Origin of the sequence: Agathobaculum sp. LCP25S3_E8 (assembly GCF_052117165.1) — a bacterium.
Taxonomy (GTDB): domain Bacteria; phylum Bacillota; class Clostridia; order Oscillospirales; family Butyricicoccaceae; genus Agathobaculum.
The window spans coordinates 1-13,427 of record NZ_JBQKJR010000043.1 but is presented as its reverse complement, the minus strand read 5'-3'; the positions used below and the strand labels follow the sequence as shown (position 1 = coordinate 13,427).

Here is a 13,427-nt window from a genome sequence, read left to right as displayed (position 1 = left end):
AAAAGGCGCGCAGCCAGATGGCTGCGCGCCTTTTATTTGCTTTTCTATCGCTTTATTCTGCCACTGCAAAGGACAAGAAATTGTCCGCGTAGTAATCGCCGTTTTCGTCATCCAGAACCACGCAGATGAGATTGCCGTTGCTCTCCACGCGCACCTTATCCGGATTGACGCCCACGCATACCCACTTGAACGGGTCGATGCTCTCCGCTATCTTCGCCTTGGCCGCTTCCATATCCGCGCCCTCCGGCATCCGCAGCAGGACAATCGAATGCGCCTGCGAGGAAATCATGGCCTCAGACGCAAGACCGGCCTCAAACTTCACATCCTCCGTGCCGAGATACCAGGTCAGCGGCTGCGTCGTGCCATCCGCACCCATACCGTTATACAGCACGGTCTGACCAACCATGATGTCCTTCTTGTCGCCGTAAATCTTATCCATCAGCGCCACCAGAGAAGCATCAGCTTCCGGCGCTTCCGGCTCGACAGGCTGCTCCGGCTCCTCCGCCTTCTTGTAGCCCCACTCGGCTTCGCCGTACTTCTTCATAAACAGATCATAGTTTTCGCCGTAACGCTGCGCATACACGCTCTCAATCTGCGGGTCGAAGGTATAGGCTACGCCATCAATCGTAATCTCCGTCCATGCATGCACAGACTCGCTGCCCTTGGGGGACACGCCCGTGCCAACAACGGCCTTTGCATCATAACCCACCTGACGGGCGAGGTATGTGAATACACTCGACCACGAGTAGCAGTTGCCGCGCTTATCGGTCAGCATCTTAATGGCCTGCTCAATCTCCCAGCCGTCCTTGGAGGTATCGACCGTACCGATGCCAAGATAGCCGAAGGTTTTCTTGGCGTAGTCATAAACCGCGCGCAGCTTCTCCATCTGCGTCATTTTATCATTGACCACACCCGCAACCGCCTGCGTCAGCAGCTTGTCCAGCTCCTCCGGGCCGGTCGTGTAGCGGCCGTTGCGGTCCAGTTCCAGACCGTCCACCGTGGTATTATAATCAAACTGCTGCGCCCCGTTGACATGGAACAGCAAGCCGTTAATATTGTGCCAGCCTTCCGCCAGTGTGGTGGTCTCCTTGTCATACGAAGTCCAATGCTCTACGCTGTCGGTCAGCTCATATTCGTGGTCGGTTGTCGCCTCCAGCATCGCCAGATATGCCCAATGCGTGTCCGGCACGTCCGGCATCACACGAATACCCTCGCCGGTGGACGCCATCACCGCATCGCCCGTGCGGCCCAGAATGCGGTTGAGTACGGTCACAGCCTCCGCACGGGTGATCGAATCATCCGGACGGAACAGGCCGGACGGGTCGCCTGCAACCCAGCCCTGTGCCAGTGCGGTCTGCACCGCGTTATATGCCCAGTGGGTCTTGGGTACATCCAAAAAGCTGCCCTCGGTGCCGATATCATCGTGCGGAATGCGGGACAGGATGGTGACAAACTCAGCGCGCGTAATGTTTGCGTCCGGGCGGAACGTGCCATCGCTGTAACCGCCCACGAGCGAATAGCCGGTCATCTCTCCAACTGCCGCGGCATACCACGCGTTCTGCGGCACATCGGTGAACAGGTAATCCCCGCCGCCGGAGGACTCGGTCAGAAGCGAGGAAATCAGCTTGCAGGCCTCGGCACGGGTAATCGGCGCATCCGGACGGAACGTGCCGTCCGCATAGCCATTCATATACTGCATATGGTCGGTCGTGTTGAGTACCGGCACTTTTATCGGAGCCTGATCGTTCATCGCGGCCGCACACGCAGAAATCGGCAGCGCAGAAATCGCCACCAGAGCGGCGAGAGACGCCGCGGTCACTTGCTTTTTCATGAGAAAACTACTCCTTTTTGTCGTTCTGATTGATTGGACGGGACTGGTCCGCATTTGGTTCCCTGTCCGGAGCATTTTTCTTTGATTCTTTTTGTTCCTGTTCGTTCTTCTGCGTGTCAAGCACAATCGGAATCAGCGACGCGGCGAGCTTGCCCTTGCCGCGTGTTTTTACATAAAAATAACCAATAATGGAAAACGCCACCGCACCGATAAAATTGACCTGCAAATCCTTCATCGTATCGATAAGGCCGATATCCAGATAGCCGCCCGGGAACTGCATCCAGTCCTCCCCGTTGACGACCAAGCTTTCCACCTGCACATGCTCGACATTATTCAGACCATCTGGATTGAGCGAGACCGAATTGATGTTCTGCACGATAAAATCCTTCTGCATATCGGTTCCCAACATCTGATCCGCGCCAAATTCAAAAAACTCCCACAAAACACCGACTGTCATCGAAAAGCAAAACGCCACGATGGCCAGAAACAGCGGCGACAGCTTAAAAGTAAACCGCTCGCTGCGGTTAAACAAATCCACCAGCGAAAAACCAACCGCCGCAACCAAAAAGCCGTTGATGGTGTGCAGCATGGTGTCCCACCCCGGAATAATCGTGTAAAACGAGTTAATTTCCCCAAGGATTTCCGCGGCGAAAATGAAGCAGTAAATAATCGCTTCCATCAGCGGCGGAATATCAATGTCCAGACTGCGCTCAATCAGCATCGGTACGCAAAACAGCGCCAGCGACAGCACACAGACAAACATGTTTTCATATCGGTGCATGAACGCTGCGCGCACAAAGGTCAACACAATAAAAAACGAAAGCACACCGCGGATGGTCAGCCGGCGGCGTGTCCGGTGACGCTTTTCCAGGTTCTGTTCCGCAGATGTTTTTTTGCCTTGTGGTTGCTTCGGCATAGAAATCCCTCCCAATCCAGTCAATATCTATCTATGGTAGAGTATAACACAGCACCTTACAAAAGAAAAGAACGCAAAAACACCTTTTTGTACGATATAGCAAGAAAAGAAGCGAAGGATTTTCATGTTTTTGCCCCATTTTGTGCGCAGCATTGGAATATATCCTGCCGGCACCCCGACAGCATTCATCCGTTAAACAAACGAAAATGAACGGCGTATGCCCGAAGGCGTTTTATTTTTGCGCTCCCTCTGTCTCCCCTTCACACCACGTTTCTCCTATCCAAAACCACCTCTTTTTGACTTTATAGTCGAATCGTGCCAGTTTTATTTATTCATTTTGCATAAATAATTATTTGTATATAAATTTTTATTGGGAATTTTGTGCAAATTGCACTTGACTAAAACAATACCTTTATGGTACTCTTTTATCATCAGTTAAGGATAATACATATCATTTAAAAGCAATGCTGATTAAGGAGGTTTCCCCATGTTGTTCCGAACCACCGACGCGCATGAGAAACTGCGCGCTGAAATCCGCGCTTTTGCGGAAAGCGAGGTAAAGCCACAGGCTTTCCTCATGGACAAAGAAAATGAATTCCCGGCGGAAGCTGTCAAGAAAATGGGCGAGCTCGGTTTTATGGGGCTGCCTTACCCCAAGGAGTACGGCGGCGCCGGTCTGGATGTGCTGAGCTACGCGATTGCGGTTGAAGAGCTTTCGCGCGTGGACGGCGGCACGGGCGTTATCCTGTCCGCCCATGTATCGCTCGGTTCCTGGCCGATTTTCGCTTTCGGCACCGAGGAGCAGAAACAAAAATACCTCGTCCCGCTGGCAAAGGGCGAGAAAATTGGTGCATTTGGCCTGACCGAACCCAACGCCGGCTCGGACGCGGGCGGCACCGAGACCACCGCCATTGACAAGGGCGACTATTACCTGCTCAACGGCGGCAAGATTTTCATCACCAACGCCCCCAAGGCGGATACCTATGTCGTGTTCGCAGTCACCACGCCGGATATCGGCACCCGCGGCATCTCGGCGTTCATCGTCGAAAAGGGCTGGGAAGGCTTCACCTTCGGCGACCATTATGACAAAATGGGCATTCGCTCCTCGTCTACTGCGGAGCTTATCTTCAATGATGTCAAGGTTCCCAAGGAAAACCTGCTCGGCAAGGAAGGCCAGGGCTTCAAAATTGCCATGGCAACGCTGGACGGTGGACGCATCGGTATCGCGTCGCAGGCACTCGGCATCGCACAGGGCGCATACGAAGCGGCAGTCGACTACGCAAAGGAGCGCGTCCAGTTTGGCAAGCCGATCGGCTTCCAGCAGGCGCTCTCGTTCAAAATTGCGGATATGGCAACCAAGCTGCGCTGCGCGCGCATGCTGGTTTACTCCGCAGCAGAGCTGAAGGAAGCACATGAGCCGTACGCCACGGAAGCTGCCATGGCCAAGATGTACGCCTCGGACATTGCGCTTGAAGTGACCAATGATGCACTGCAAATCTTCGGCGGCACTGGCTTCCTCAAGGGCATGGATGTGGAGCGCATGTACCGCGACGCCAAGATCACCACGATCTATGAGGGCACCAATGAAATTCAGCGCGTCGTTATCGCTGCAAACATTTTGGGCAAGCCGCCCAAGAGCGAAGGCGGCTCGTCCAGCCGTCCGAAGAAGCCCGCACCGGTAACCGGTGTGCGCAAGCGCAACATTCTGAAGGAAGGCTCCGCGGAGGAAAAGGTCGCAGCACTGGTTGCGGCACTCCAGAAGGACGGCCACGACTTTACGGTCGGCATTCCGATCGACACCCCGATTACACAGGCCGAGCGCGTGGTTTCCGCCGGTCAGGGCATCGGCAGCAAGGAAAACATGAAGCTGGTCGAGGATTTGGCGCGCGCTGCGGGCGCTGCAGTTGGTTCCTCCCGTCCGGTTGCAGAAACACTCAAATACGTGCCGCTTGACCGTTATGTTGGCATGTCCGGTCAGAAATTCAAGGGCAATCTGTACATCGCCTGCGGTATTTCGGGCGCCATTCAGCACCTCAAGGGCATCAAGGACGCTTCGACTATCGTAGCAATCAATAAAAACGGCAATGCGCCCATTTTCAAGAACTGTGACTACGGCATTGTGGGTGACGTCAATGAAATCCTGCCGCTGCTGACCGCTGCGCTCGATACCGGCGAAAAGCAGCCTGCTCCGCCCATGGTTAAGATGAAGCGCCCGCCCGTTCCCAAGCCCGAGCCGATCGGCAAGCGCTATGTCTGCGGCGGCTGCGGCTACGAATATGTCCCCGAACTGGGTGATGAGGATGCCGAAATCGCTCCCGGCACGCTGTTTGAAAAGCTGCCCGAGGACTGGGTATGCCCGGAATGCGGCGAAGGCAAAGAGATGTTTATTGAAGGCTGACCGGAAAATAAGGAGGAGAATATATGTACTGCGTACGCAATGTAACGGACGATCTCTATTGGGTCGGCGCGAACGACCATCGTCTTGCTTTGTTTGAAAATATCCACCCCATCCCGCGCGGCGTGTCCTACAACGCATATCTGCTGCTTGATGAGCAGACCGTGCTGTTTGACACGGTCGACTGGTCGGCCTGCCGCCAGCTGCTGGAAAACATCGAGCACCTGCTGGACGGCCGTCCGCTGGATTATCTGGTCATCAACCACATGGAGCCCGACCACGGCGCTTCCATCGAGGAGGTTTTGATTCGTTACCCGTCCGTCAAGGTGATTTCCACCGAAAAGGCATTCATGCTCATGCGCCAGTTTGGCTTTGACATCGATGACCACGAACTCATCGAAGTCAAGGAAGGCGACACGCAGAGCTTCGGCAAGCATGTGGTGACCTTTGTCGCCGCGCCCATGGTACACTGGCCCGAGGCTATGGTGACCTTTGACACCACCAACGGCGTGCTGTTCTCGGCCGATGCGTTCGGTTCGTTCGGCGCTCTGGACGGCAAGCTGTTCGCGGACGAAGTCAACTTTGACCGCGACTGGATTGACGATGCCCGCCGCTATTTGACCAACATCGTCGGCAAGTATGGCCCTCACGTTCAGCTGCTGCTCAAAAAAGCGGCTGGCATTCTGGACCAAATCAAGTTTATCTGCCCGCTGCACGGTCCGGTCTGGCGCAAGGATCTGGGATACTTCATTGATAAGTACGACCACTGGAGCCGCTACGAGCCGGAGGAAAAGGGCGTCATGATCGTATACGCCTCGATGTATGGAAACACGGAAGCCGCGGCGCAGGCACTGGCAAGCCGTCTGTGCGAAAAAGGCGTCACCAACGTTTGGCTGTACGATGTTTCCAACACCCATGTTTCTTACCTGATTTCCGAAACCTTCCGCCTGAGCCATGTTGTACTGGCATCCGTCACGTATAACCTGGGCATCTATCCGGTTATGCACAATTACCTGATGGACATGAAGGCACTCAACCTGCAGAACCGCACCTTTGCCATCATTGAGAACGGTTCGTGGGCAGTTAAATCGGGTGACCTGATGCAGAAGTTCATCGATGAGGAGCTCAAGAACATGACCGTGCTCAACGAGCGTCTTTCCATGGCCTCCGCACTGCTTCCCGACAAGGCCAGCGAGCTGGACGCACTGGCGGACGTCATTGTCGAATCGGTCAACCAGTAAGCAACTCTTTATTTTGGTTTGTATCACCAAAAAATCCATAGACTCCCAAAAAGCGCCCCCCCGCCGGATGATACCGCAGGGGGCGGCGCTTTTGTGCATGTAAAACATGTATGCTTCAAAAATTGCTAGGCTATCGACCAGTTCACGCTGCCGGTACACGATAGGTCCCCACCACGGGAACCAAACGTGCCGCCAGTGCGGCCGCCGCCAATGCCTTGACGATATCCACACCGATGGTCGGCACAAAACAGGTGACAAACAGGGTCCACATGCCGATGGGGTCATTGAGGTAAAACGCCTTGACACCCCAGAACCATACCATGCCAATCACGTATACAACCACGATGTTGACCAGTGCGACAACCACATAAGTACCGAAGCACCGTTTGGGTGCACGCTGCACAATGAGTCCTGCCACCAGCGCTCCCAGCGCAAAGCCGATGATACAGCCAAAGGTCGGCTGGAAAATATACTGCGGTCCGCCGCCACACGTAAAGATTGGCAATCCTGCCAATCCCAGCACCATATAAGCAGTGCATGCCAATGTGCCATAGCGCGGTCCCAGCAGCAAGCCGGCCATGGTCGTAAACAAGGTTTGCAGCGTAAACGGCCACAACGGGATTGGGATGCGAATAAATGCGCCGACCGCCACCAGAGCGGTGAACAAGGCGCTGAGCACCAGCATGCGGGTGTTTGGTCTTTGATTCTGCTCCATGAGAATACTCCTTTTCCGTTTTTCGGTACGAGTATATCATACGCCCGCCGCATTGTCAACTTATTTAATTGATTTGGTTTACGTTTACTTATTCTTGACAAAGTGCTGCCATTTCAGTATAATGAAATTACTGTTTGCGGGTGTAGTTCATCGGTAGAACGGCAGCTTCCCAAGCTGCATAGGTGGGTTCGACTCCCATCATCCGCTCCAAGGAAAAGCCCGCCATTGGCGGGCTTTTTTGTATTCTGTTTCAACTGACTCAATTGATGCCAAACAGCCGCATGCCGTTTTCGGTGGTGATGCGTTCCACCTCCGCGGCATCCATCCCTTTAATCTGCGCGATTGTTTCGGCCATACGATAAACATACAGCGACGAATTGCGCCGACCTCGAAACGGTTCGGGCGCCATATAGGGTGCATCTGTCTCCACCATCAGCCGGTCCAGCGGCACCTCCCGGATGACCTCAATCGCGCGGCGCGCATTCTTGAAGGTAATCACACCTGTGAACGACAGATAATAGCCTAAGTCCAACAGCTCATGTGCCATCTGAGTACTGCCCGCAAAGCAGTGGAATACACCCCGTGTACCAGCATACCGCCGCACAATCTCCAGACAGTCCGCATGTGCGTCGCGGTCATGCACAATCACCGGCTTGTCCAGCTCACGCGCCAGCTCCATCTGATGCGCGAACACAACTTGCTGCTGTGCGCGGGCGCGTTCGTCCTTCTCCCAATAGTAGTCCAGTCCTATCTCCCCGATGGCCCGCACGCGCGGCTCGGTTTGGGCAAGTTCTTTAATGACCGCAAGGTCACTATTCCAATTTTCATTAATATTTTCCGGATGAATACCGACTGCAGCATATACAAACGGGTATTTTTGTGCATAGCTCACTGCCTTGCGCGAAGTCTCCACATCGCAGCCCGGATTGAGAATCAATCCGACATTGTGCGCCGGCATGGAGGACAAAAGCGCGTCGCGGTCCTCATCAAAGCGTTCATCATCATAATGTGCATGGGTATCAAACAACATGTGCGTCTCTCCTTAAATCCAGCCGAAATGACAGCAGGCATTCCACAGGCCATCCTGATCGACCGGGTCAGTCACATAATCCGCCATGCGCTTGAGCGCATCACGCGCATTGCCCATCGCGATCGAGAACCAGCCCTGTCCGAACATACACACATCGTTCGTGCCATCCCCAAAGATGACTACATCCTCATTCGGAATACCAAGCCGCTCCACCATGCGGCGAATGCCGTTTTGCTTTTCGGTCGGCTCAACGAGCAGGATATCACGATTGTACCGCACGGTTGGCAACGAGCCAAAATCAATATCGCTCTCCTGCTCCGCCGTACACGCAATATTGACCTTATACAGCACCTGCAATGTGCGGTAATCGAATGCCGGGTCGTATCGCGTCGGGAAGTATTCGGGCGGCGCAGCGTTCAGATAGCGTTTGTCAGTGGTCACACAAATGCGCTCATTAACCGGCGTGACCGCCCACGGGATGCCCGCTGCTTCCAGCCGGTCAATCAGCGCGATGCAGTCTGCCGTCGGCAGGCTTTTCATCTCCACAATCTTGCCGCCGACGGTCAGGCTGTACCCGCCGTCCGCGACGAAATCCGTAAAACCGTGCTGCGCGGCAAATCCCGCCGCCGACGCCTGCAAGCGACCGGTAGCGAGCGCTGTGAAGTGCCCATTGGCGCGCAGCTGTTCCAAACAGCGCACCGCGCTTTCGGGCATGACCATAGTTTGCCCAACGCTGAGTGTGCCGTCGATATCAAAAAAGAAATATTTTTTCTGCATGGTTGTTCCTTTTGGGTTTATCTTTTGTCAATTGGTGTCCACCGTACGTGTCACATCCACCACGCCCTTGATGGAGCGCAGACGGCTGATGAGGTTGTCAAGCTGGTGCACGCCTGCAACGTCCACCATCGCGTTGATGACGCCATAGCCGTCGTTGAGGTCGCGTGCGGAAATCTCGTGCACGTTGATTTTGCACGCGGCGAGTACCGCAGTCACATCGCTCAGCACGCCGATACGGCTGCGCGTAGAAATCTGCAAACCGGTAGAGAAGCGGTTGGCGCGGTCGGAAATAGCCAAATCCTCATCCCACCACGCACGTACCCAGCGGTCCGGGTCCTCCTGCATGTGAACGTTGACACAGTCGCGCCGATGGATGGACACACCGTAACCGCGTGTCACAAAGCCGACGATTTCATCGCCCGGAATCGGCGTGCAGCAGCGCGCAAACTTGACCAGACAGTTGTCGATGCCCTCGACGACCACGCCGGTCGTTGAGCGGGTGACACGCTTGGGCTGCTGCTCCGGCTGGGGATGCGCCGCGCGCTCGGCCAGCTCACGCTGGCGGCGCAGCTTGCCGACGTCATCCTTTACCTTGTTGATGACCTTGGTCAGCGTGATGCCGCCGTAGCCGATGGCGGCGTACAGCTCGTCAAGCGTGTTGAAAGAGAACTTATTGAGCGTATTCTTGCGCACTTCCTCGTTCTCATAAAAGCCGTTGTACAGCAGGTTGGCGCGCAGCTCACGGTCCAGGTCCTCGCGGCCGTTGACGATATTCTCCTCGCGGCACTCCTTCTTGAACCACTGCTTAATCTTGTTGCGCGCCTCGGTGGTCTTGACGATTTTGACCCAGTCGCGGCTCGGCCCGTGCGCCTCCTTGGAGGTCAGGATTTCGACAATATCGCCGTTTTTCAGCTGGCTGTCAATCGGCGCAATACGGCCGTTGATTTTGCAGCCGGTCATGCGGTTGCCGACCGCCGAGTGAATGGCGTAGGCAAGGTCAATTGGGGTCGCGCCCGCAGGCATGTTGACCACATCACCCTTGGGTGTAAAGACGAACACCTCATCGGCAAACAGGTCGACCTTGATGTTTTTGATGAAGTCTTCGGCCTCGGTGTCCTGCTGTGCTTCCAGCAGCTGACGAATCCACGCAAAGGTTTCCTCGTTGCCCTTTTTGGTCAGGCCCTGCTTATATTTCCAGTGCGCCGCCACGCCGTATTCCGCCATCTTGTGCATTTCGGTCGTGCGAATCTGGATTTCAAACGGCACACCCGCGCGCCCGATGACCGTCGTGTGCAGCGACTGATAGCCGTTGGGCTTGGGCGTGGAGATATAATCCTTGAATCGGCCCGGAATCGGCTTATAAAGGTCATGCACATAGCCGAGCACGTTGTAGCAGTCGGCCACGGTGTCGACGATTACACGCACCGCACAGATATCGTAAATCTCGTCAATTGTCTTGTGCTGCGCGTACATCTTGCGGTAAATTGAATAGATGTGCTTGACGCGCGCCGAAATCGTGTTTTTGATATGCGCCTCTGCGAGCTTGGCACTGATGCGCTCCTGAATTCGCTTGAGGAATTCCTCCTGCTGTTCGCTCTGCTTTTTCAAACCCTCGACAATCTCATTATAGCCGATGGGGTCGAGGATTTTGAGCGAAAGGTCCTCCAGCTCCCACTTGATACGGCTCATGCCCAGACGGTGGGCAATCGGCGCATAAATCTCCATGGTTTCCAGTGCCTTATCGCGCTGTTTGCGCTCGGGCAGGTACTGGAAGGTTCGCGCATTGTGCAAACGGTCGGCCAGCTTGATGAGAATGACACGGATATCCTTCGCCATGGCGAGGAACATCTTGCGCAGGTCCTCGAACTGCTCCTGCTCCTTGGAGTAGCGCAGCATGCCCAGACGGGTGACGCCGTCGACCAGCTCGGCAACCGGCGTGCCGAATTTATTTTCGATTTCCTTATAACCGAAGTTGGTATCCTCAATACAGTCATGCAGCAGCGCCGCGCAAATCGAGTCGGTGTCCAGACCCATTTCGACCACGATTTCCGCAACCGAAACCGGATGGATGATATACGGCTCACCGTTTTTGCGTTTTTGTCCCTCATGCGCGGCAGCCGCGCACTCATAAGCCGCACGGATTTTTCGAATATTCGCCTGTGGGTTTTGCTTTTGCACGCGCTCGATTAAAAAATCCAGTTTGTTTTGCATACTTCGTTCCCCCATTCCGTTAGCCCGCCATGCTTTGCAGCGTGGCCAGAACGACCGAACCGGATATATCCGCCTTACCTTCGTAAGGCTTGAGCAGGATGTTGAGCATCCCTTCCTTGAAATGATAACTAATCAGCCCGGACTCGGAAAACACGTCCAGACAGACAAACAGCTTGCCGATATTGATATCGCGGCGGCTCTCCCACGCCACACGGCGCGACAGCGCGCCATCCGGCACAGACAGGCGGCCGTCCTCCGCGCGGCACACGATATGCCGCCACACCGCCACCAAGTCCTTTCGGTCAGGCAGCAGCAGGCGCGCCTCGCGCGCGGTCAGCGGCCCGTCGGCCATATAGGTATTGTACACGTTGAGCAGCTTCTGGTCGGCCAGATGCTCACAGTCGCTCAGCTGCGCATCGCACAACGTCAGCTGTACCGTGCGGCGGCCGCGGAACTCGTTAATTTCCAGATGGAAAGCGGCGTCGACGTAGTTGCCCTCTACAAAGCCGAGTCCGCCCGCGCCTGTGCCGAACCAGATTGCGGAAAAGCGCACGCCGTCCTTGACCAGCGTCATGCGTACATGCCGGTCGGACGAAATGGGCGTAATATCCTCCGCCACCATGTCCTTCATGCAGAACACCGGCTCGGCGTTGCGCATGCCGTATGGTTCAAGAACGTTCAGCGCCTCGATATTCTCCTCGGTCAGCCATTCGGGACGCACCATGCAGTCAATGTGCAATTGCGGCACCAGCTCCGCCATGGTGACGTGCGTTTCAGCATAGGCGCGCAGCCGCTCGCGCAGCGCATCCACCTTATCCGCGTCCACGGTCAGGCCGGCAGCCAGCGCGTGCCCGCCGTAGCGCTCGAGCAGGTCCTCGCACGAGGTGAGTGCATCAAACAGGTTAAACCCGGCCACCGAGCGGCCCGAACCTTTGCCCGTGCCGTCCTCATCGAGCGAAATCAGCACGACCGGACAGCCGTATCGGTCGCACAGGCGTGAGCAGACAATACCGATTACGCCGTGATGCCAGCCTTTTTCCGCCAGCACAATAATTTTATCCTCCAGCGGATTATATTCCTTGCGCAGACGGGTCAGCGCCTGCGTTAAAATCTGGTTTTCCTCATTCTGCCGCAGCTTGTTCTGCTCACAAAGCTGCGCAGCAAGCGCCTGTGCGCGCACCGGATCATGCGTCAGAAACAGCTCGGCGGCCAGCTCCGCGCGCCCCATACGGCCTGCCGCGTTGATACGCGGGGCCAGCACAAAGCTGATGGTCGAAGAGGTCAGGCGTTTGTGCTTCATACCTGACTCGCGCAGCAACATTTCCAGACCGACGTTGCCGGTCTCGGCCATTTTCTTCAGGCCCGCCGCCACGATGATGCGGTTTTCGCCCGTAATGGGCATCACGTCTGCAACCGTGCCCAGCGCCACCAAATCCGCGTACCGTTCAAGTACAGTCTCCGCATTGCCCTCAAGCGCGCAGATCAGCTTGAACGCTACGCCCACACCGGCAAGACTGTCAAACGGGTAAGTGCAGTCCGACCGCTTGTAATCGACCACCGCGTCCGCTGCGGGCAGCGCGTCGTGGCACTCATGGTGGTCGGTGATAACCACCTGCATGCCAAGCTCGCGCGCGACTGCAATCTCCTCGTCGGCAGTGATGCCGGAATCGACCGTAATCAGCAGACGAGTCCCCTTCTCATACAGTTCCTCCATCGCCGCGCGGGACAGACCATAGCCCTCGCGCAAGCGGTTAGGGATATAATATTCGCAGGCTGCGCCGCAGCTGCGCAGATAATCCACCAGTGTACAGGTGGCAGTCACGCCATCCACATCGTAGTCACCATATACCACAATATGCTCACCGCGCGCAATGGCGCCGCGTATGACCGCGACAGCTTTTTCCATATCCGCCAGCAGAAACGGGTCGTACAGGCCGGATGTATCACAGCTCAGATAATTGGCTGCGGCCTCGGGCGTGTCGATGCCGCGCGCCACCAGAACGGCTGCAGCCAGCGGGGCATACCCGCCCTCTTCCGACAGCGCACGCACGCGCGCTTCGGCGGGGTCGGCAATCACCCAACGCTTTGTTTTCATATGTCTCCCTCATTTATTTTATATTACCATTATTATACCAAAACACGCCACAAAGCTCAACATTTTTATGCAAATTGTCAAAAGCGGGCATTTCGCAAAGAAATGCCCGCTTCAGTCTGTCGAGAAACCCGGCCTATGCGTCAGGCATAAGCCGGGTTTCTGGCGTATAAAGGCCAAAAAAGTACAAACATGAATGGAGAAGACTTCTCCTTCCAC

Annotated in this window: 9 protein-coding genes and 1 tRNA gene; 3 read left to right on the top strand and 7 right to left on the bottom strand. The window is 55.6% G+C overall.

All coding sequences use genetic code 11. The features are described 5' to 3' along the window. Positions 1–52: 52 nt before the first annotated feature. Both ACTQ34_RS13075 and ACTQ34_RS13070 read right to left on the bottom strand, forming a co-directional pair. Positions 53–1,831 carry an S-layer homology domain-containing protein gene (locus tag ACTQ34_RS13075; protein WP_441364203.1) on the bottom strand — a complete coding sequence of 593 codons (1,779 nt, stop codon included), beginning with the start codon at positions 1,829–1,831 and terminating at the stop codon, positions 53–55. Positions 1,832–1,838: 7 nt separating this feature from the next. Then, on the bottom strand, positions 1,839–2,747 hold the full coding sequence (locus tag ACTQ34_RS13070) for a hypothetical protein (RefSeq protein ID WP_441364202.1): 909 nt from the start codon (positions 2,745–2,747) through the stop codon (positions 1,839–1,841). A 487-nt stretch (positions 2,748–3,234) separates the two neighbouring features. Here ACTQ34_RS13070 and ACTQ34_RS13065 point away from each other — a divergent pair, with 487 nt between their 5' ends. Both ACTQ34_RS13065 and ACTQ34_RS13060 read left to right on the top strand, forming a co-directional pair. Next, the gene (locus ACTQ34_RS13065) at positions 3,235–5,145 is read left to right on the top strand and encodes an acyl-CoA dehydrogenase family protein (RefSeq protein ID WP_441364201.1); all 1,911 of its coding nucleotides are present in this window, start codon (positions 3,235–3,237) and stop codon (positions 5,143–5,145) included. Between the two features lie 23 nt (positions 5,146–5,168). Then, on the top strand, positions 5,169–6,383 hold the full coding sequence (locus ACTQ34_RS13060) for an FprA family A-type flavoprotein (RefSeq protein WP_373164537.1): 1,215 nt from the start codon (positions 5,169–5,171) through the stop codon (positions 6,381–6,383). A 142-nt stretch (positions 6,384–6,525) separates the two neighbouring features. Here ACTQ34_RS13060 and ACTQ34_RS13055 read toward each other — a convergent pair whose 3' ends face one another. Further along, complete coding sequence (locus tag ACTQ34_RS13055; protein WP_441364200.1) at positions 6,526–7,098, bottom strand: biotin transporter BioY; 573 nt, start codon at positions 7,096–7,098, stop codon at positions 6,526–6,528. A gap of 136 nt (positions 7,099–7,234) precedes the next feature. Between ACTQ34_RS13055 and ACTQ34_RS13050 the strand changes: the two genes are divergently transcribed. Beyond that, positions 7,235–7,308 (top strand) — tRNA-Gly (locus ACTQ34_RS13050). A 49-nt stretch (positions 7,309–7,357) separates the two neighbouring features. Here the strand turns inward: ACTQ34_RS13050 and ACTQ34_RS13045 are convergent. The 4 genes from ACTQ34_RS13045 to recJ are packed head-to-tail and all read right to left on the bottom strand — an operon-like array spanning position 7,358 to position 13,211. Then, positions 7,358–8,128, bottom strand: a complete 771-nt coding sequence (locus ACTQ34_RS13045; RefSeq protein WP_441364199.1) for a TatD family hydrolase — start codon at positions 8,126–8,128, stop codon at positions 7,358–7,360. A 12-nt stretch (positions 8,129–8,140) separates the two neighbouring features. Then, on the bottom strand, positions 8,141–8,905 hold the full coding sequence (locus tag ACTQ34_RS13040; RefSeq protein WP_441364198.1) for an HAD family hydrolase: 765 nt from the start codon (positions 8,903–8,905) through the stop codon (positions 8,141–8,143). 27 nt (positions 8,906–8,932) lie between these two features. Further along, positions 8,933–11,116, bottom strand: coding sequence for a RelA/SpoT family protein (locus tag ACTQ34_RS13035; RefSeq protein WP_441364197.1), 2,184 nt, complete (start codon positions 11,114–11,116; stop codon positions 8,933–8,935). A 19-nt stretch (positions 11,117–11,135) separates the two neighbouring features. Then, positions 11,136–13,211, bottom strand: coding sequence for a single-stranded-DNA-specific exonuclease RecJ (gene recJ, locus ACTQ34_RS13030; RefSeq protein ID WP_441364196.1), 2,076 nt, complete (start codon positions 13,209–13,211; stop codon positions 11,136–11,138). Positions 13,212–13,427 lie beyond the last annotated feature (216 nt).